Source organism: Streptomyces sp. NPDC038200 (genome assembly GCF_055600785.1).
Genome location: NZ_JBVJYH010000013.1, coordinates 107,636 through 127,664 on the forward strand (window position 1 = coordinate 107,636; position 20,029 = coordinate 127,664).

A 20,029-nucleotide genomic window follows, 5' to 3' on the forward strand; every position below is an offset into this window, starting at 1 on the left:
CGTCCTCGTCACCCCTGGCTCGTCCTCGGTCACCCCTGCCCTCGCTCACCTTTCACCCCGGCCCTCGCTCCCCCCTCGCCCTCGGCCGCCCCTCGCTCGCCCCTCAGTCGGCGGAGTCCGGGCGGAGGTCGGAGCGGGGTTCCGGCCGAGGCCCGGGGTGCGGCTCCGGGGACGCCTCGGGCCGGGGTCCGAGTGGTGACGAGGGGGCGGCGTCGGAGGCGTCCCGGGGTGCGGTCGCGTTCTTCAGCGCCGCCCAGCGGGAGGCCCGGGCGACGTCGTCGTGCCAGTTCCCGGAGAAGGGCTCGGTCGACGGGTTCGGGAACGGATCCTCGGCGGCCTTCGCCCCGTCCGGAGCCGGCCCGGCCTCACCCGTCCCGGCCCCGTCCCGAACAGGCCCCGCCTCGCCCGCCCCGGCCCCGTCGGCGACCGGCGCCGCCTCACCGACCTCCGGCGCTCTTGCGGCTTCGCCGGCCTCCCCCGTCTTCGCCTCCCCCGTCTTCGCCACGACCGTCTTCGCCACGACCGACTTCGCGGCGGCCGCAGGCGCCACGGCCGCCTGCCCGCTCTTCGCGCCCTCCGCGCCCCTGGCAGCCGTCACCCCCTCCGTGCCCTTCGCGCCCTTCCTGCCCTTCGTGGCCGTACCCGCCGCCTCCGTGCCCTGCGCCGGGATACCACCCTGCTGCGAGCGCCGGCCGCGCAGCCGCCAGATGCGGACGATCAGCGCCACCGGCAGGGCGAACACCAGCGTCCAGACGCCGGCCGCGCCTCCGGTCTGCCACCACAGCGGGCCGAGACGGGCCAGCGCGGCCACCCCGAGGGGGCCGCCCGCAAGCCCGGCGAGCAGGGCGAGGCCCGCCGCGCAGACCATCGCCGTCAGCAGGACCACCCCCGCGGTACGGCCCGCCGACCAGCGGGCGCGCGCCGGTTCCCCGGTCGCCGGCCGCCGGACGGCAGCCCGCGCCACGAACCACCCCGCCGTCATCCCGGCCACCGCCGGCACCACCCCCACCAGCCAGTTCTGCTCCGTACCGATGCCCGGGTCCGGCACCGCGGCCAGCAGCGGGAACGGCGGCAGCAGCGGGGCGGGGTCGGACGCGAACGGGTGGACCAGATGCCCGGCGCCGAGGGCGAAGCCGGGGCCGAGTGCGTAGGACGCGGCCCACACCGCCGCGTTGGGGATCAGCGCGATGCCGAGCAGCAGCACGGCGAACCGCCCCGTCCAGCCCTCCGTCAGCTCCAGGAAGGACGCCCGCGCCGACCCGCCGTGCCACACCAGGGACACCCCGACCAGCAGGGCCCCGCCCCCGAACAGCACCGCCGTCGCGGCACCGGCGGCCCGTACGGCCGCGCCCAGCCGGGCCACCTCGTCCACGCCGAACAGCAGCCGCCGCACCGCTCCCGGCAGCACCGCCAGCGCGCTCAGCACGGGTGCGCGCGGACAGCCGTACGCCGACCACACCCCGGCACCGGCCGCGGCCGCCGCGACACCCGGCAGACACAGCGTCACCCACGGCCACTGCGGGCGCAGTTCGCCGCCGGAGCAGTACAGCGCCGCGGCGACACCGACCCCCAGATAGCCGAGGACCACGCCCGTCCACGCCGTACGCGCCGGGACCGGCGGCGGTCCGTCCGGATCGGCGGAGGCGTCGGTGGCGTCCCGCGCCGCCCGGTACACCAGCCACACCGGCAGGGCGAGCAGCAGCAGCGGGGTGACACCGACGGGCATGGCCGCGCCGGAAAGTGTGTCGGTACGGGCCAGTTCCACGCCGTGCGCCAGCAGCCACAGGTCGGCGGCGACATGCAGCGCCCCGCCCGGTCCGCTGTCCGGGTACGGCGAGCTGACCCACAGCATCATCACCAGCACGGCGGACGAGCCGAGGCCCAGTCCGGCCGCGACGGCGCCGCCCAGCAGGCTCGCGGCGAGTCCCGGTGAGCGGTCGCGCATCCGGGAGAGCAGAGGCGACAACGACGAACGGCGAGCGGTCATCTGCATCACGCACGCCATGCTCCCAACGACACGCGCTTTCACGGCGTAACAGGCGAACTCAGGACGTGTCGCCCAATATGTGTTTATGTTCTTTTTCGTACGAAAGGGTGCATGGTGACGATGAAGAACCCTGCCGCCCCGCCGCCCTCGCCGCCCGAACGCCGACGTCCGCGCAGGTCCCGCTCGCTGACGTCGGCTCAGACGGCGACGGGGAAGGTGGGCCCGAGCACCGAAGAGGGGGATCCGGAGCAGCCGGCCGGTTCGCCCGGCACATCCGTCCCGCCCAGCCCGCCCGGCACCTCCAGCTCGCCCGGCACCTCCAGCTCGCCGGGCACGCCCAGCTCGTCCGGCGCATCCGGCTCGTCCGGCCCGCTCGTCGCGACGGACCTCCCCCGGCCCCTGACACCCGATCAGGCTTTCGACGCGCTCTACGCCTTCTGTGCCCCCGCCCTCGTCCGCCAGACCTATCTGCTGACCGGGCGCCGGGAGCTGGCCCGGGAGGCGGTGGAGCAGGCCTTCCAGCTGGCCTGGCAGCGCTGGCCCGAGGTGGCCCGGGACCGGGATCCGGGCGGCTGGGTGCGGGCGGTGGCGTACGACTGCGCGCTCTCGCCCTGGCACCGCCTCCGCCGCCGCCACCGGTCCCCCGAACCCCCGCCCACCGACCCCGCCGACCGGGCACTGCTGGACGTGCTGCTCGATCTGCCGCCCTCCTACCGGCGCACGCTCGTCCTGTACGACGGTGTGGGCCTCGATCTGCCGGAGACGGCGGCGGAGACGGAGGCGAGCACCCCGGCCGCCGCCAACCGGCTGACCCACGCGCGCGAGGTGGTGGCCGCACGGCTGCCGGAACTCTCCGACCCCGCCGAGCTGCACCGCCGCCTGCTCGTACTGGCCTCCGCCGAGCGGCTGGTCTCGGCCCGGCCGACGACCGTACGCACCGGCTGCGAACGCCGGAACGTCTTCTGGACCCGGGCGGCCATCGCCTTCACGGTGACGATCGTCGGCGCGACGACGCTCACGCTGAGAACAGCCCCCACCCACTACGAGGCACCCCTGGCCCCACCCCAGGCCGTACGCGGTGTCCCCCCACCCCCCGCGCTGGGTCCGCTGTCCCAGGAGCAGCAGGCACTGCGGGCGAAGCTGCGGCGGGAGACCCGGGACGGGCCGCTACGCCTGGCACCGGAGACCCGGTGACCCCTCGGCCGACCGCCACCGTCACCACCATTGCCGCGACCGGACGGGAGCCGTAGCCGCTCCCGGCTAGGCGAGCGAAAACGTCGGTAGGCCCGCCCCGTGAAACGGGACGGGCCTACCGAAACCGGTCGGGACGATCAGGCGCTCAGGATCTCCCGGGCCAGCTTCGCCGTCTCGGTCGGGGTCTTGCCGACCTTGACGCCGGCGGCCTCCAGGGCTTCCTTCTTGGCCTGTGCGGTGCCGGAGGAGCCGGAGACGATGGCGCCCGCGTGACCCATGGTCTTGCCCTCGGGCGCGGTGAAGCCCGCGACGTAGCCGACGACCGGCTTGGTCACGTTCTCCTTGATGAAGGCCGCGGCCCGCTCCTCGGCGTCGCCGCCGATCTCACCGATCATGACGATCAGGTCGGTGTCGGGGTCGTCCTGGAAGGCGGCCAGGGCGTCGATGTGCGTGGTGCCGATGATCGGGTCGCCACCGATACCGACAGCGGTGGAGAAACCGATGTCGCGCAGCTCGTACATCATCTGGTACGTCAGCGTGCCGGACTTCGAGACCAGGCCGATACGGCCCGGCTTGGTGATGTCGCCCGGGATGATGCCGACGTTCGACTGACCCGGGGTGATGATGCCGGGGCAGTTCGGGCCGATGATGCGGGTCTTGTTGCCCTTCTTGCCGGCGTACGCCCAGAAGGACGCCGTGTCGTGCACGGCGATGCCCTCGGTGATCACGACGGCCAGCGGGATCTCGGCGTCGATGGCCTCGACGACCGCGTCCTTGGTGAACTTCTCCGGCACGAAGATGACGGAGACGTTGGCGCCGGTGGCCTCGATGGCCTCCTTGACGGTGCCGAAGACCGGTACCTCGGTGCCGTCGAAGTCGACCTTCTGACCGGCCTTGCGCGGGTTGACGCCGCCCACGACGCTGGTGCCGTCACCGAGCATGAGCTTGGTGTGCTTCATGCCCGTGGCGCCGGTCATGCCCTGGACGATGACCTTGCTGTCCTTGTTGAGCCAGATAGCCATGGTGTGTTGTGTCCTCGTCCTGAGTGCTTACTTGGCGGCGTGGGCCAGCTCGGCGGCCTTGTCGGCCGCGCCGTCCATGGTGTCGACGCGCTGCACCAGCGGGTGGTTGGCGTCGGTGAGGATCTTCCGGCCCAGTTCGGCGTTGTTGCCGTCGAGGCGGACGACGAGCGGCTTCTCGACCTTCTCGCCGCGGTCCTCCAGGAGCTTCAGGGCCTGCACGATGCCGTTGGCGACCTCGTCGCAGGCGGTGATGCCACCGAAGACGTTGACGAACACGGACTTCACGTCCGGGTCGCCCAGGATGATCTCCAGGCCGTTCGCCATCACCTGGGCGGAGGCGCCACCGCCGATGTCCAGGAAGTTGGCGGGCTTGACGTTGCCGTGGTTCTCACCGGCGTACGCGACGACGTCCAGGGTGCTCATGACGAGACCCGCGCCGTTGCCGATGATGCCGACCTCGCCGTCGAGCTTGACGTAGTTGAGGCCCTTCGCCTTGGCAGCGGCCTCGAGCGGGTTGGCCGCGTCCTTGTCGTGCAGCTCCTCGTACTCGGGGTGGCGGAACTCGGCGTTCTCATCGAGCGACACCTTGCCGTCGAGGGCGATGACGTCACCGGAGGCGACCTTCGCGAGCGGGTTGACCTCGACGAGGAGGGCGTCCGACTTGATGAAGGTGTCCCACAGCTTGACCAGGACGTTCGCGACCTTGTCGGCGACCTCGGCCGGGAACTTGGCGGCCGCGACGATCTCGCGGGCCTTGGCCTCGTCCACACCGTCGATCGGGTCGATCGGCGTCTTGGCGACGGCCTCCGGACGGGTGGCCGCCACCTCCTCGATCTCCATGCCGCCCTCGACGGAGGCGATGGAGAGGAAGGTGCGGTTGGCACGGTCGAGGAGGAAGGAGACGTAGTACTCCTCGACGATCTCCGGAGCGGTCTCGGCGATCATGACCTTGTGGACCGTGTGGCCCTTGATGTCCATGCCGAGGATGTCCGTCGCGCGGGCGACGGCCTCGTCCGCGGAGGCGGCCAGCTTGACGCCACCGGCCTTGCCGCGACCACCGACCTTCACCTGCGCCTTGACGACGGACTTGCCGCCCAGCCGCTCGGTGATCTCGCGCGCCGCCTCAGGCGTGTCGATGACTTCACCGGCCAGCACCGGTACATCGTGCTTGGCGAAGAGGTCCCTCGCCTGGTACTCGAACAGGTCCACGCGCTTCCGTCCCTATCAGTGATCTCGCGGTTCGTTGGATGCGTGGGCGTGCCGCGAAGGGCAACGTGACGTCCGCTTTGTCACTAGGGGGGCGCACACGGTGTCCGAGCGCGCGGCATGTCCGTCTCGCAGGTTATCGCTGCTTGCGGGGGGCCTCTAAATCGCGGGTCACACCTGAGCGGTGATACCTGTCACATGATGCCGCGTTCCCTGGCACAGCGTGCCGTGTCATGGGTGCCCTTGCGTACCCACGGGCGATCTGCGAGGCCTCACCGGGCTGGGGTGGACCCGGTGAGACCTCTTGGACGGCCCCGGTCCGACCGGGGCCGGGGCGCTTGATCCCCACCCCAATGGGGACCACCCACCCCGTCCGCGAGGGTTCCGCCCGAACGGGCCGACGGCGTTCGGCCGCTCGGGTACGGCCACCTCACGGAGCTGTCCGCGCCGCTTCACTCCGCTATCGGGTGCCCCCGCCGGCACGATGTCACGCCGCCTCACGGGTCACGTCCGGCTCACGATCTCGTGCGGCTCCCGGTCACGCCGGGTCCGGTATCGGCAGGGGCCGCTTCTCCAGCGCCGCGGCCATCACCTCCGGGAACAGATCGGGGGTGCAGGCGAAGGCCGGTGCGCCGAGCGCGGCGAGCGCCGCCGCGTGGTCGCGGTCGTACGCGGGCGCCCCCTCGTCCGACAGCGCGAGCAGCGCCACGAACTGCACCCCGGACGCCTTCATCGCCGCGACCCGCTTGAGCATCTCGTCACGGATGCCGCCCTCGTAGAGATCGCTGATCAGCACGACGACGGTCTCGGCGGGCCGGGTGATCTGCGCCTGGCAGTAGGCGAGCGCCCGGTTGATGTCCGTGCCGCCGCCGAGCTGGGTGCCGAAGAGCACGTCGACGGGATCGTCCAGCTGGTCGGTGAGGTCGACGACGGCCGTGTCGAAGACGACCAGCCGGGTGCTGATCGACCGCATGGAGGCCAGGACGGCACCGAACACCGACGCGTAGACCACGGACGCCGCCATCGACCCGGACTGGTCGATGCAGAGCACGACCTCCTTCCTCACCGACCGCGCGGCCCGCCCGTAGCCGACGAGCCGTTCCGGTACGACCGTGCGGTACTCGGGCAGGTAGTGCTTGAGGTTGGCCGCGATGGTGCGGTTCCAGTCGATGTCGTGGTGGCGCGGGCGGTGGATCCGCGCGCTGCGGTCCAGGGCACCGGCGAGGGTGGCCCGGGTGCGGGTGGCGAGCCGCTGCTCCAGGTCCTCGACCACCTTCCGCACGACCGCCCGCGCCGTCTCCTTCGTCGTCTCCGGCATCGCCTTGTGCAGGGACAGCAGCGTGCCGACCAGGTGCACGTCGGCCTCCACCGCCTCCAGCATCTCCGGCTCCAGCAGCAGGGAGGCCAGGCCGAGCCGGTCGATGGCGTCGCGCTGCATGACCTGGACGACGGAGGACGGGAAGTAGCGGCGGATGTCCCCGAGCCAGCGCGCCACGGACGGCGCCGAGGCACCGAGGCCCGCCGACCGGTCCCGGCCCGCCTGCGGTTTGTCCCCCCTGCCGTAGAGCGCGGCCAGGGTGCCGTCCATCGCCGCGTCCCGGCCCGACAGCGCGCATCCGGTGCCGTCGGCCTGCTCTCCGCCGAGCACCAGCCGCCAGCGCCGCAGCCGCTCCCGCGCCGGGTCGCCCGCCTCCGTCACCGGCTCGGCCGTCGTGTGCGTCATGTGCCCACCCCCGCGAGGCTGTCGTGCCCTGTCGTGCCGTGATCGGTCCCGGGGCGCTCCCCTGCCGGGCCGTGCTGTGTCCCGTGGCGCTCCGCCGTGCCGTGATCCGCCGGACCGCGCTCCGCCCCCTCGTACGACGTGCCGTGGGCCGAGCCGGACGGAATGAGGGGCACCGTGCCGTCCGGGTCCGGGCCGAGCAGCAGTCGCAGCACCGGCAGCACGGCGTCGGCGCGCGCGGTGTCCGGTTCGACGGCGAAGCCCGGAATCGCGGCACCCCGCGCTGCGGCCGCGCCGGACCGGTCACCGGGACCGCGCCGGACCAGCTCGCCGAGGGTTCTGCGCACCCCCGGCTCGTACGCCGAGAAGGTGCGCCGCAACAGCGGCAGCACGTCCGTGAAGGCGTCCGCCGGCACCTCGGTCAGCCAGCTGTCGAGCAGTCCGAGCAGGCGCTCGTCGTGCACGAGGAGCATCCCGCCCCCGCCGCCGGCGAAGCCCTCGATCCAGGCGGCGGCAGCGGCGGGCGGCGTGCCCGGCGACAGCGCGAGCCCCATCAGCCGGGCCGCCTCCTCCGGCCGCAGCGCACCGTCGTCCAGCAGGAGCCGCGCGGCCCGGCCCCGGATGACGCCGGGCGCGGTCTCGCGCAGCGACAACGCCCGCAGCACGGCCCGCCAGCGCTCCCGCAGCCCACCGCCACGGCTCCCCCGGTCATGGTGTCCCGGGTGGTCACGCTGTCCGGCCAGGCTCTCCGCCAGCAGTCCCACCGCCGTGTGCACGGCGTCCACATGGGCGCGCATCTCGTCCGCCGCGTCGGCGTCGAGCCCGGCGCAGGCCGGGGGCAGGCCGACGAAGACGCGCTCGGCGAGGCCCGCCGCGACGCCGGCGAGCGCGCCGGTGTCGGTGCCGCGCACATCGCCGTAGCGCAGCGAACGGACCAGGGCGGGCAGCGCCTGGGCGAGGTGACCGACGTCGGTGTCCAGGGCCGCCCGGTCGGCGAGCGCCCGCATGACCACCGACAGCGCCTCCGGCAACCCGGCCAGCAGACACTGCTCGGCGAGCGCGGTGACGTCGGCGAGCGCGGTCGCCGCTGCCGCGTCCGCCTCGGCCTTGGCCTGCGCCGCCGCCCGTACGGTCGTCCCCCACACGCCCGCCTCGGCGACCCGCACCGACAGCTCGGGTTCCCAGCGCAGCCGCCAGGTCTCCCGGAAGGTGCCCGTGCTCCCCCGGGACCGGACCGGCTCGCCCCAGCCGACGCCGAGCAGCCGCAGCCGGTGCAGCAGCCTGCTGCGGCCGGCGTCGGTGTCCCCCCGCAGGTCCAGCTCCAGCTCGCGCTCCAGCGCCTCGGGCTTGAGCCGCAGCGAGCGCTGCCGCCGGGTCAGGTCGCGCTGGAGCGGCACCGCGGGCGCCGACTCCGGGACCTCGCCCAGGACGTCCCCGACCACCAGCCGGTCGTGCACCAGCGCCAGCGGTACGTCCGAGCCGTCGCACAGCACCGCGCGCACCGCGTCGGTGGTCTCGCCCAGGCCGGGCAGCGGACGGCCACGCAGCGCCGCCAGGGTCTGCGCGAGCCGTACGGCCTCGATGACATGCGCGGAGGACACGATCCGGTCCTCCGCGCGCAGCAGTCCGGCCACCTTGGTCAGCCACCGCTCGACCGGCCGGTCGGGGGCGTGGAACAGATGCGCGTACCAGCCCGGCGAGTCGATGCCCGCGCCGTAGCCCCCGGTCCGGGCCAGCCTGCGGTGGGTCCACGGCACCCAGGTCAGGTCGATCTTGGTCTTGGGCAGGCCCTTGAGCAGGGCCCGGTCGGCGGTGACGGTGGTCTTCTCGCGCAGCGCGGGCACGTGCCAGGCTCCGCAGACCACGGCCACGGCGTGCCCGAACTCCTTGCGCGCGTCCCGCAGCCGGAGCCGCATGTGCGCCTCGCGGACCAGGTCCCGGGGGCGCCCGCCGGCGCCGTACCGCTCGCGCAGCGCGCCCATGGCCTCCGCCACCGCCGCGAACGGCGCGAAGGGATCGCGGGTGCCCGGCCCCCGGTGTTCGACGACGTCCTCCCACCAGCGCTCGGGATCGTCGTACCCGGCGGCCTCGGCGAGGACGGCGAGGGGGTCGACGCGGACCTCGTCGCCGGCAGGAGCGGAACCGTCCGCACCGGCGTCACCCCCGGCACCGGACCGCTCCCCGCGAGCCTCCTCGCCACTACCGGACCGCTCCCCGCGGGCGTCCTCCTCGGTGCCGGGGCCGGACTCGCGCGGTTCCTCTCCCCACGCGAGCGTGTGCGCGGCCGGCAGGTCGATGAAGCGGGCCGGGACGTCGTGCTCCAGGGCCCAGCGGATGGCCACCCACTCCGGGCTGAACTCGGCGAACGGCCAGAACGCCGAACGGCCGGGCTCGTCCACGGCGTGGGCGAGCAGGGCGACCGGGGGCCGCAGGTCCGGATCGGCGGCCAGCGGGATCAGCGCGTCGGCCTCGGGCGGCCCCTCGATCAGCAGGGCGGCGGGGCGGGCGGCGTCCAGCGCGGCCCGCACCGCGCGCGCGGAACCGGGCCCGTGGTGCCGTACTCCGAGCAGCAGCGGCCCCGAGTCGTACGCCTTGCCCCCGCCCGTGCCGGCGGTGCCGGTCATGCGCTCTCCTCCCGGCAGGCCCGGTAGAAGTCGGTCCAGCCCTCGCGCTCGCGGACGACCGTCTCCAGGTACTCCTGCCAGACGACCCGGTCGGCCGCCGGGTCCCGGACGACGGCGCCGAGGATGCCGGCGGCGATGTCGCCGGGGCGCAGCACGCCGTCACCGAAGTGGGTGGCGAGGGCGAGTCCGCTGGTGACGACGGAGATCGCCTCCGCCGTGGACAGCGTGCCGCTGGGTGACTTCAGCTTCGTGCGGCCGTCGGCGGTGATGCCGTCGCGCAGCTCACGGAAGACGGTGACGACCCGGCGGATCTCCTCGATGCCGTCGGGCGCGGCCGGCAGGTCGAGGGAGCGGCCGAGCTGCTCCACCCGGCGGGTGACGATGTCGACCTCGGCGTCCGCGCTCTCCGGCAGCGGCAGCACCACCGTGTTGAAGCGGCGGCGCAGGGCGCTGGAGAGGTCGTTGACCCCGCGGTCGCGGTCGTTGGCGGTGGCGATGAGGTTGAACCCGCGCACCGCCTGGACCTCCTCGCCCAGCTCGGGGACGGGCAGGGTCTTCTCGGACAGGATCGTGATCAGCGTGTCCTGCACATCGGCCGGGATACGGGTCAGCTCCTCCACCCGGGCCGTCATGCCCTCGGCCATGGCGCGCATGACGGGACTGGGCACGAGAGCGTCGCGGCTGGGGCCGTGGGCGAGGAGCCGCGCGTAGTTCCAGCCGTAGCGGATCGCCTCCTCCGGCGTGCCGGCCGTGCCCTGCACCAGCAGCGTCGAGTCGCCGCTGACGGCGGCGGCCAGGTGCTCCGACACCCAGGTCTTGGCGGTGCCGGGCACGCCGAGCAGGAGCAGCGCGCGGTCGGTGGCGAGCGTGGTGACGGCGACCTCGACGATGCGGCGCGGGCCCACGTACTTGGGTGTGATCACCGTGCCGTCCGGCAGGGTGCCGCCGAGCAGGTAGGTGGCCACCGCCCACGGCGACAGCCTCCAGCGGGCCGGGCGTGGGCGGTCGTCCTGCGCGGCGAGTGCGGCGAGTTCGGCCGCGAAGGCGTGCTCGGCATGCGGTCGCAACGCCTGAGCGTTGTCGTCGCGGTCGGTTTCGGCGGTCGTCGGTCGCACGGACACAGTCATGGCTGAGGCCCCCTCCAGCTCGGCCGGTTCGGATCTGGCATCCACCGTGCACCACGCCACTGACAATCGCCCTGACCTGCACCAACGCACTCACCCGGGAGGATTGTCAGTGGGGGGACCTACCGTCGGTGGCATGACTGAGCAGGGGGTGCGCTGGACCGCGGAGCAGGTGCTGGCACTGGCGCCTGACGCCGCGTCACGCAAGGCGGGGAGCAGACTCGGCGCGGCCGGACCGTGGTCCGGGACGGGAAGCGGAGAGGGGGCGGTGTGGGGACTGTGCAAGGGCAGTGGCAGCAGGCCGTACCAGACGGTGGTGGACCTGGCCGACGCGGCCGGACCGGCGTACAAGTGCAGTTGCCCGAGCCGCAAGTTCCCGTGCAAGCACGCGCTCGGGCTGCTGCTGCTCCGGGCGGGCGACGACGCCCTGGTGCCGGCCGCGGCGCAGCCGCCGGACTGGGCCGGGCAGTGGCTCGCGGGCCGGCGCGGACGGGCCGAGGCCAGAAGGACGCGGTCGGAGACGGGTGCGGGCACCGGACCCGCCGATCCGGAGGCGGCCCGGCGGCGGGCCGAGCGCCGGGCCGAGCGGGTCACGGCGGGCGCGACCGAGCTGGAGCAGCGCCTGGCGGACCTGCTGCGCGGCGGGCTGGCCGCGGCCGAACAGGCGGGGTACGGCCTGTGGGAGGAGACGGCGGCCCGCATGGTCGACGCACAGGCACCCGGGCTGGCGGCGCGGGTGCGGGAGCTGGGGGCGATCCCGGCGTCCGGCGCGGGCTGGCCGGCACGGCTGCTGGAGGAGTGCGCGCTGCTGCACCTGCTCGACCAGGGCTGGCTGCGCCGTGACCGGCTGCCGGACGCGCTCGCGGCCACGGTCCGCTCCCGGCTCGGCCTGCCCGCCGCGCCGGACGGCCCGCCGGTGCGCGACCACTGGCTGGTCCTCGCCCAGTACGACGCGGCGGACCCGAAACTGACGACGCGCCGGATATGGCTGCACGGCGCCGCGTCCGACCGGACCCGGCTGCTGCTGTCCTACGGCGCGGCGGGCCGGGCGCCGGAGCTGTCCCTGCCGGTGGGCCTGGCCCTGGAGGCGGAGCTGACGGTGTATCCGGGCGCCGGTGGCTTCCGGGCCGCCCTGGGCGAGCGGTTCGCCGCGCCGGCCCCGGCCGCGTTCCGGCCGCCGGGCACCAACACCGCCGAGGCGGCGGCCCGGTACGGCGAGGCGCTGCGCGAGGACCCCTGGCTGGACGCGGTCCCGGTGACCCTGGACCGGGTGGTACCGGTCCCGGACGGCGACCGGTGGCAGCTGGCCGACGCCGACGCGGACACGGCCCTGCCACTGACCCGGGCCGCCCGCTCCCGGCCCGGCCTGTGGCGGCTGGCCGCCCTGTCCGGCGGCGCCCCCGTCACGGTGTTCGGCGAATGCGGCCACCGCGGCTTCACCCCGCTCACGGCCTGGCCGGAGGGGGCGGGCGAGGCGGTGCCGCTGTGCTGACCTGCCGTACGGACACCCCAGCGCGGACGAGTGAAAGGGAGGGCACGTGAGGGACGGGGCATCGGCCGGCGAGGGCACCACGACGCCGGATATCTCCTGGGAGGAGCTGGTCACCACCGCGCTCCTCGGCACGGACCGGCGCACCCCGGCGCACTCCGCGCCCGGACGCACGGCCCCGGCCGCGCTGCTCGACGCCGCCGCCGTGGCGACCGTGCGCAGACGGGCCGGGCTACGCCCCGCGCGGGCCGCCCGGCGACCCGAGCGGGCGCCCGCCGATCCGCGCCCGCCCCTGCCCGCGGCGGCGGCTCGCCGGCTCACCGCCCTGCTGTCGGACCGGGCGGGCGGCGTGTCCGGTGGCCGGCGCGGCAGCTCGCCCGACCTCATGGAGCTGCTCCCGCAGTGGCTCGCGGCGGCCAACGCGCACGGGTACGCGGCGCCCCCGCAGACGCTGCCCGCCCTGCTGGACGCGGCCCGGGGCCGTACGGACCTGCGCCCGGCGGCGCTGGCGTTCGCCGGTCCACGCGCGTTGTGGCTGGCCCGGCTGAACCCGGACTGGCGGTTCGCCCTGCGCGCGGCTCCCGGCGGCGGCGCGGCGCTGCCCGATCCGGAGGACGCCGAGGCGGTGCGCCGGCTGTGGCAGGAGGGGCTGTTCGCCGAGCGGGCGGCGCTGCTGGGGGCGCTGCGTGCGCGGACGCCCGCGCAGGGGCGTGAGCTGCTGGCGTCGACATGGGCGACGGAGCGGGCCGAGGACCGGCTGATGTTGCTGGACTCGCTGCGCACGGGCCTGTCGGACGCGGACGAGGCGTTCCTGGAACAGGCGTTGGGCGACCGCAGCCGCAACGTCCGGGCGACGGCGGCGGAGCTGCTGTCGGCGCTGCCGGGCTCGGCGCTCGCCGCGCGGATGGCCGTACGCGCCACGGTGTGTGTGGCCCTGGACCGGGCGGGGGACCCGCCGGCCATCGTGGTGGAGGCACCGCACGAGTGCGACGCCGGCATGGAGCGCGACGGCGTGGCGGCCGCACCGCCCGCGGGCCGGGGAGAACGGTCCTGGTGGCTGGGGCAGTTGGTGGAGTCCGCCCCGCTCGGTGTCTGGCCGGAGCGGCTCGGCGGGCGCACCGCCGAGGAGATCGTGGCGCTGCCGGTGGCGGACGGCTGGCAGGGCGAACTGCACGCGGCCTGGTGCCGGGCGGCGGTACGGCAGCGGGACGCCGCCTGGTCGCGGGCGCTGCTCGGTGCGCCGTCGGCACCGGAGGCGGGCGGCCCGGGCGCGGTGTCCCTGGCGGAGCGGGCGAAGCTGCTGGCCGCGCTGGAACCGGCCGAACGGGCCGTGTGGGTGGCCGGGTTCATCGCCACGCACGGCCTCTCGGAGGCGTTCCAGCTGCTCGGGGTGTGCGCGGTGCCGTGGGCTCCCCCGCTGGGCCGGGCCGTCGTGGACGCTCTCAACATCGCCCGGGACGCCGGCAGTTACCCGTGGAGCTTCAGCGGGGTGATGGGGCTGGCGGAGCGCTGCCTGGATCCGGCCGAGGCCGTCCGGCTGGAGGCGCTGCTGGCGATACCCGACGAGCGGGAGGACGCCGCGCCCGGCGCCGGCGGGTACTGGGCGGAGGCGTTCCAGCGGCTGGTCACCACACTGCGGCTGCGGGCGGCGATGACGCGGGAACTGACCCCGCCCGCGCCGCCCGCCGGGCCGCCGGAGACGGCCGCTCAGCCCCCGGACGCGGCCGGCTGACGGACGTTCTCCCGGACCCACTCCACGATCGACGTGGTCGTCGCGCCCGGGGTGAAGATCTCCGCGACGCCCTTCTCCTTCAGCGGCGCGATGTCCTCTTCCGGGATGATGCCGCCGCCGAAGACGAGGATGTCCTCGGCCTCCCGCTCCTTGAGCAGGTCGATGACCGCGGCGAACAGCGTGTTGTGGGCGCCGGAGAGGATGGACAGGCCGATCGCGTCGGCGTCCTCCTGGATGGCGGTGTCGACCACCTGCTCCGGCGTCTGGTGGAGGCCGGTGTAGATGACCTCCATACCGGCGTCGCGCAGAGCGCGCGCGATGACCTTGGCCCCACGGTCGTGGCCGTCGAGCCCCGGTTTGGCGACCACCACGCGGATCGGACCGGCTGCCACACCCATCACTGCCTCCATCAAGCGACCACGGAAGCGATCGCTTCCGTTCGTATCGACAAGTACCGCACTTTTGGCGCGTTCCGCCACTGTCGCGAAGTGAACGAACGTTATCTCCAGCATCCCGCAACCGGCGGTTTCACGGTGCGCGGCGAGGGGGAAATCACATGGTGGGACATGAGGGCACACGGGGGACCGAGCCGTCCTCCGGTGTGCCGACAGGAGGTCGGCCATGAAGGTCACCGGGGTATTTCCGCTCTTCCTCCCGCTCTGCCGCCGCCTCTGGCCGGACAGACTGGCCGGACTGTCCGTGACGCTGCTGAAGGCGACCGCCCTGGAAGCCGCGATCCTGGCGTGCCACCTCCTGCTCTATCCGACGGGCCTGGTCCAGGAACGCCGCTCCAGCGCCCTGCCCGCCGCCGGCGGCACCTCCCGGCTGCCGGTCCGCCCCGGCCCGCCGGTCGTGCTGCTGCACGGCTTCATCGACAACCGCTCGGTGTTCGTCCTGCTGCGCCGCACGCTCGCCCAGCACGGCGGACAGCGCGTCGAGTCGCTCAACTACTCTCCGTTGACCTGTGACATACGCATCGCTGCCGAGCTGCTGGGCCGGCACATCGAGGAGATCTGCGAGCGCACCGGCAGCGCACAGGTCGACATCGTGGGGCACAGCCTCGGCGGCCTGATCGCGCGCTACTACACCCAGTGTCTCGGCGGTGATCTGCGCGTGCGCACGCTGGTCACGCTCGGCACCCCGCACTCCGGCACCCGGGTGGCGCCGCTGGCGGACGCGCACCCGATCGTCCGGCAGATGCGGCCGGGCTCGCCGGTGATCGAGGAGCTGGCCCGGCCCGCGCCCGGCTGCCGGACCCGATTCGTGAGTTTCTGGAGCGACCTGGACTCCCTGATGGACCCGCTGGAGACGGCCTGCCTGGAGCATCCCGACCTCCACACGCAGAACGTCCGGGTGACCGGCATCGGCCACCTCGCCCTGCCGGTGCATCCCGCCGTGGCGGCCGGGATACGCGAGGCGCTCGACGCCCCGCTCCCCGCGGACCCGGCCGCCGGCGGACTGACCGTGGCCTGAGACCGGCCCGGGAGGACGGCCGGGAGGACGAGTCGGTGCGGGCGCACAGTCCGCGCACAGCGCACACGTCACCCTTCAACATCGAACATTCCTCGAACACAAGACCAAGGTCGCGTCCGGGGTCCCCCGAAACACAGCCGAATGCCCGTTTCCGGCCCACGCGAAACAGGCCGAAGATTGTCGCGCCCAGGTACTGCCGGGTACAGTCGCCGCACTGCTCTGGCAGCCCCTGTTGTCGAGGCGAAAGAGAAGTTGGTGAACGACCGTCACCCGTCGGGGACCATGACCACCCCGGCCGCGGCTTCCGACGCCTCCACCGAGCACTACGCGTCGTACGGAGCACAGGAATCTCCCTACGACGACCTCACCACGTACGGCGGTTACGAGGCCACCGGTTTTACCGGTGGTTCCGCGAGCACCGCGGCGTTCCACGCGGACCCGCTCTTCGGCAGCCTCCCGGGCGACGCGCAGACCACCGGCACGTACGACGCCACGCAGTGGCAGACCGGCAGCACCGGCCAGACCCCGGCCTACGACCCGTACGCGGCCCAGCACCATGCGGCGTACGACTCCGGTGTCCACGACAGCACCGCCTGGTCCATCCCCGCGCAGGCCACCGGGAACGACGTCAGCGGCCAGTGGGACGCGGGCGCCTGGCTGCAGCCCGACCACGCCGGCGGCGCCGACCCCACCCAGCAGTGGGAGTGGGGCACCCAGACCTTCGACACCGGTGCGTACGACGCCACCCAGTGGAACTCCGCCGGGCAGCCCGTACCGGGAGAGGCCGAGCTGGCCGGCGAACCGTTCGACCAGCAGGCCACCGCGACGTTCGAGGCCGTCGGCGACCCGCAGCCCCACTTCGATCAGCCGGGCGACCCGCAGGCGGCCGCGGCCTTCGAGCAGGGGCCGTACGAGGACACCGCCTTCGACGAGCAGCCGTCCGGCGAGGGCGAGCCGGACTCCACCGGTGAACTGCCCGCCGTGACCGGCCTGCTGGACGACCAGGAGGAGATCACCCCGGCGCCCGCGACCCGCACGGGTTCGCGCAGCGCGGGCCGCTCCCGACGCCGTACGCCCGCCAAGCGCTCCGCGCTGTTCACCGTCGCCGTGCCCTCGGCCTGTGTGATGGGAGTCGCCGGGATCGCCGCCGCCTCGGTCGGCGCACTCACCGACGGCTCGAAGGACGACACCACCGCCACCGCCTCGGACGCCCATTCGGTCCAGCCGTCGGTCGCCAACAGCAAGCTGGACAGCCAGCTCAAGACGCTCTCCGCCGGCGCCGACGACTTCGCCGACCGCGCGAGCCGCACCCAGGAGCGGATCGACCTCAAGGCGCAGCAGGAGCTGGAGAAGAAGAAGGCTGCCGCGGAGGCCGCGCTCAAGGAGCGGCTGCGCCCCAAGTTCGCGCTGCCGGTCGGACAGCACGGGCTCAGCGCCTACTTCGGCCAGGCCGGCATCAACTGGATGTCGGTGCACACCGGTATCGACTTCCCGGTCTCCTACGGCACCACGGTGATGGCCGCCACCGACGGCACCGTCACCACCAAGTGGAACAGCGCCTACGGCAACATGCTGATCGTGACGGCGAAGGACGGCACGGAGACCTGGTACTGCCACCTCTCCAGCTACCGCGTCGCCTCCGGTTCGACCGTCAAGGCCGGCGAGCCGGTCGCCTATTCCGGCAACTCCGGCAACTCCACCGGCCCGCACCTGCACTTCGAGGTACGGCCGGCGGGCGGAGCGGCCATAGACCCACTGCCGTGGCTGCGCAGCCACGGACTGGACCCCACCTAGACCCCTGGGCCCCGCTCTTCAGCGGGGCCCTTTCGGCCCTTTCGGGCCGCTACAGCTTCTCCACCGGCGCGTACCGCAGCAGCAGCCGCTTCGGCTTGGCTTCGCCGAAGTCGATCGTCGCCTCCGCGTTCGCCCCCGTGCCCTTCACCGCGACGACCGTGCCGAGCCCGAACTGGTCGTGGGTGACCCGGTCCCCGACGGTCAGCGCGACCACCGGCTTCTCCGCCGTGCGCCGCGTGGCGAACCCGGACGCGCCCGAGGCCGAGGAGCGCGAGCGGGTCGAGGACAGCGAGGCCGCGATCCCCGACGCCGGCCCCGAGGACACCGGCGCCGCGGCTCCCGTCCGCTTCCACGCCACATGGGTGGGCGGGATCTCCTCCAGGAAACGGGAGGGCGGGTTGTACGAGGGCTGGCCCCAGGCGCTGCGCATCGCCGACCGCGTCAGGTACAGCCGCTCCCGCGCGCGCGTGATGCCGACGTACGCCAGGCGCCGCTCCTCCTCCAGCTCCTTGGTCTGGCCGAGGGCGCGCATGTGCGGGAAGACGCCGTCCTCCATGCCGGTCAGGAACACGACCGGGAACTCCAGGCCCTTCGCGGTGTGCAGCGTCATCAGCGTGATGACGCCGTCGCCGTCCTCGTCGTCCGGGATCTGGTCGGAGTCCGCGACCAGGGCGACCTTCTCCAGGAATTCGGCGAGCGTGCTCGGCTCGTCCTCCGCGCGCTCCTGCTCGAACTCCAGGGCCACGGCCGCGAGTTCCTGGAGGTTCTCGATCCGGGTCTCGTCCTGCGGGTCGGTGGAGGCCTGCAACTCGGCCAGGTAGCCGGTGCGTTCGAGGACCGCTTCGAGGACCGTGGCCGGTCCGGCGCCGGACTCCACGATCGTGCGCAGGTCCTCCATCAGCGTGTTGAACCGCTTGACCGCGTTGGTGGAGCGGGCGGCCATGCCGTACGCCTCGTCCACGCGCTTCAGGGCCTGCGGGAAGCTGATCTTCTCGCGCTGGGACAGGGCGTCGATCATCGCCTCCGCGCGCTCGCCGATGCCCCGCTTGGGCACGTTGAGGATGCGGCGCAGCGGCACCGAGTCCTCGGGGTTGGCGAGGACGCGCAGGTAGGCGAGGACGTCCCGGACCTCCTTGCGCTCGTAGAAGCGGACGCCGCCGACGACCTTGTAGGGCAGGCCGACGCGGATGAAGACCTCTTCGAAGACACGCGACTGGGCGTTGGTGCGGTAGAAGACGGCGACGTCTCCCGCGCGCGCGTCGCCCGCGTCGACCAGGCGGTCTATCTCGTCGGCGACGAACTGGGCCTCGTCGTGCTCGGTGTCGGCGACGTACCCGACGATTCCGGCGCCCTGGCCGGCGTTGGTCCACAGGTTCTTCGGACGGCGGGACTCGTTGCGCTCGATGACCGCGTTGGCGGCGGACAGGATGGTCTGCGTGGAGCGGTAGTTCTGCTCCAGCAGGATCGTCGTCGCGTTCGGGTAGTCCTCCTCGAACTGGAGGATGTTGCGGATCGTCGCGCCCCGGAAGGCGTAGATCGACTGGTCCGCGTCACCCACCACGCACAGCTCGGCGGGCGGGATGTCGTGCTCGCTCGGCGGGACGTCCTCGTCGTGCTCGGTGGTGCCCACCAGCTCGCGCACCAGGGCGTACTGGGCGTGGTTGGTGTCCTGGTACTCGTCCACCAGGACGTGCCGGAAACGGCGGCGGTAGTGCTCGGCGACGTCCGGGAAGGCGCGCAGCAGGTTGACCGTCGTCATGATCAGGTCGTCGAAGTCCAGCGCGTTCGCCTCGCGCAGCCGCGACTGGTACAGGGCGTACGCCTGCGCCAGGGTCTTCTCGAAGCCGTCGGCGGCCTGGGCGGCGAAGTCCTCCTCGTCGATCAGCTCGTTCTTCAGATTGCTGATCTTGGCGCTGAAGGACTTGGGCGGGAAGCGCTTGGGATCGAGGTCCAGGTCACGGCAGACCAGGGCCATCAGGCGCTTGCTGTCGGCGGCGTCGTAGATCGAGAACGACGACGTGAAGCCGAGCCTCTTGGACTCGCGGCGCAGGATCCGCACGCAGGCGCTGTGGAAGGTCATCACCCACATCGCGTTCGCGCGCGGGCCGACGAGCTGCTCCACGCGTTCCTTCATCTCGCCCGCGGCCTTGTTGGTGAAGGTGATCGCGAGGATCTGGCCCGGGTGGACGTCCCGCTCGCCGAGCAGGTGGGCGATGCGATGGGTCAGCACGCGGGTCTTCCCGGAGCCGGCGCCGGCGACGATGAGCAGCGGGGAGCCGGCGTGCACGACCGCGGCGCGCTGGTTCTCGTTCAGCCCGTCCAGGAGGGCCGCCGAGTCGAGCGCGGGACGCGGGGCGCCGTTGCGGTAGTACGCGTCCCGGTCCGGCGGCACGTCGAACTTCCCGCCGAACAGATCGTCCGGAATCGGCTCCGGAGCGTGATCGTCCTCGGGCGGCGGCGGGGGCTCCTCCTCGCGCCCGCGCGAGGGCTGGAGGTCCGCCAGGAAGCTGTCGTCAAAGAGGCTGCTCATCGCTCTACGAGTCTAGGGCGCCCCACCGACAACCGGTCGCCGTCCCCGGAACATGGCCCGCTTCCCGGCCAGTTGATCTTCGTGTCAACAACGCCCGTCAGCCGCTCACCCAACGGAAGCGCCTGGTCACGCGC

13 protein-coding genes are annotated in these 20,029 nt (G+C 73.5%); 5 read left to right on the plus strand and 8 right to left on the minus strand.

Going from position 1 to position 20,029, the window contains the following annotated elements:
• Window positions 1-103 precede the first annotated feature (103 nt).
• Window positions 104-2,005, minus strand: coding sequence for a cell division protein PerM (locus tag ACZ7KF_RS25405; protein WP_471079314.1), 1,902 nt, complete (start codon window positions 2,003-2,005; stop codon window positions 104-106).
• 93 nt (window positions 2,006-2,098) lie between these two features.
• Between ACZ7KF_RS25405 and ACZ7KF_RS25410 the strand changes: the two genes are divergently transcribed.
• Window positions 2,099-3,181 carry an RNA polymerase sigma factor gene (locus tag ACZ7KF_RS25410; protein ID WP_471079317.1) on the plus strand — a complete coding sequence of 361 codons (1,083 nt, stop codon included), beginning with the start codon at window positions 2,099-2,101 and terminating at the stop codon, window positions 3,179-3,181.
• Window positions 3,182-3,318: 137 nt separating this feature from the next.
• Here ACZ7KF_RS25410 and sucD read toward each other — a convergent pair whose 3' ends face one another.
• The 5 genes from sucD to ACZ7KF_RS25435 all read right to left on the minus strand — a co-directional run bounded on the left by sucD (window position 3,319) and on the right by ACZ7KF_RS25435 (window position 10,880).
• On the minus strand, window positions 3,319-4,203 hold the full coding sequence (gene sucD, locus ACZ7KF_RS25415; protein WP_225825082.1) for a succinate--CoA ligase subunit alpha: 885 nt from the start codon (window positions 4,201-4,203) through the stop codon (window positions 3,319-3,321).
• A gap of 27 nt (window positions 4,204-4,230) precedes the next feature.
• Window positions 4,231-5,412 (minus strand): ADP-forming succinate--CoA ligase subunit beta, encoded by a 1,182-nt coding sequence (sucC, locus tag ACZ7KF_RS25420; protein WP_225825081.1) that lies wholly within the window; start codon window positions 5,410-5,412, stop codon window positions 4,231-4,233.
• 535 nt (window positions 5,413-5,947) lie between these two features.
• Window positions 5,948-7,132, minus strand: coding sequence for a VWA domain-containing protein (locus tag ACZ7KF_RS25425; protein ID WP_471079320.1), 1,185 nt, complete (start codon window positions 7,130-7,132; stop codon window positions 5,948-5,950).
• Window positions 7,129-9,753 (minus strand): DUF5682 family protein, encoded by a 2,625-nt coding sequence (locus tag ACZ7KF_RS25430; protein ID WP_471079323.1) that lies wholly within the window; start codon window positions 9,751-9,753, stop codon window positions 7,129-7,131. Before ACZ7KF_RS25430 ends, ACZ7KF_RS25425 begins: the two co-directional genes overlap by 4 nt.
• Window positions 9,750-10,880, minus strand: a complete 1,131-nt coding sequence (locus tag ACZ7KF_RS25435) for an ATP-binding protein (protein WP_471079326.1) — start codon at window positions 10,878-10,880, stop codon at window positions 9,750-9,752. The genes ACZ7KF_RS25430 and ACZ7KF_RS25435 overlap by 4 nt, the downstream gene beginning before the upstream one ends.
• A gap of 133 nt (window positions 10,881-11,013) precedes the next feature.
• Between ACZ7KF_RS25435 and ACZ7KF_RS25440 the strand changes: the two genes are divergently transcribed.
• Window positions 11,014-12,369, plus strand: a complete 1,356-nt coding sequence (locus ACZ7KF_RS25440; RefSeq protein ID WP_471079329.1) for an SWIM zinc finger family protein — start codon at window positions 11,014-11,016, stop codon at window positions 12,367-12,369.
• 46 nt (window positions 12,370-12,415) lie between these two features.
• A complete protein-coding gene (locus ACZ7KF_RS25445) occupies window positions 12,416-14,098 on the plus strand; it encodes a DUF5691 domain-containing protein (protein ID WP_471079332.1) in 1,683 nt (560 codons plus the stop codon).
• On the opposite strand, the gene ACZ7KF_RS25450 is transcribed toward ACZ7KF_RS25445, so the two are convergent.
• On the minus strand, window positions 14,074-14,496 hold the full coding sequence (locus ACZ7KF_RS25450) for a cobalamin B12-binding domain-containing protein (RefSeq protein ID WP_225825075.1): 423 nt from the start codon (window positions 14,494-14,496) through the stop codon (window positions 14,074-14,076). The genes ACZ7KF_RS25445 and ACZ7KF_RS25450 overlap by 25 nt on opposite strands.
• Window positions 14,497-14,719: 223 nt before the next feature.
• On the opposite strand from ACZ7KF_RS25450, the gene ACZ7KF_RS25455 reads away from it, so the two are divergent.
• On the plus strand, window positions 14,720-15,571 hold the full coding sequence (locus ACZ7KF_RS25455) for an esterase/lipase family protein (RefSeq protein ID WP_471079335.1): 852 nt from the start codon (window positions 14,720-14,722) through the stop codon (window positions 15,569-15,571).
• A 255-nt stretch (window positions 15,572-15,826) separates the two neighbouring features.
• The gene (locus ACZ7KF_RS25460; RefSeq protein WP_471079337.1) at window positions 15,827-17,365 is read left to right on the plus strand and encodes a M23 family metallopeptidase; all 1,539 of its coding nucleotides are present in this window, start codon (window positions 15,827-15,829) and stop codon (window positions 17,363-17,365) included.
• A gap of 49 nt (window positions 17,366-17,414) precedes the next feature.
• Here ACZ7KF_RS25460 and pcrA read toward each other — a convergent pair whose 3' ends face one another.
• Window positions 17,415-19,895, minus strand: coding sequence for a DNA helicase PcrA (gene pcrA, locus ACZ7KF_RS25465; protein ID WP_471079340.1), 2,481 nt, complete (start codon window positions 19,893-19,895; stop codon window positions 17,415-17,417).
• Window positions 19,896-20,029: the final 134 nt, after the last annotated feature.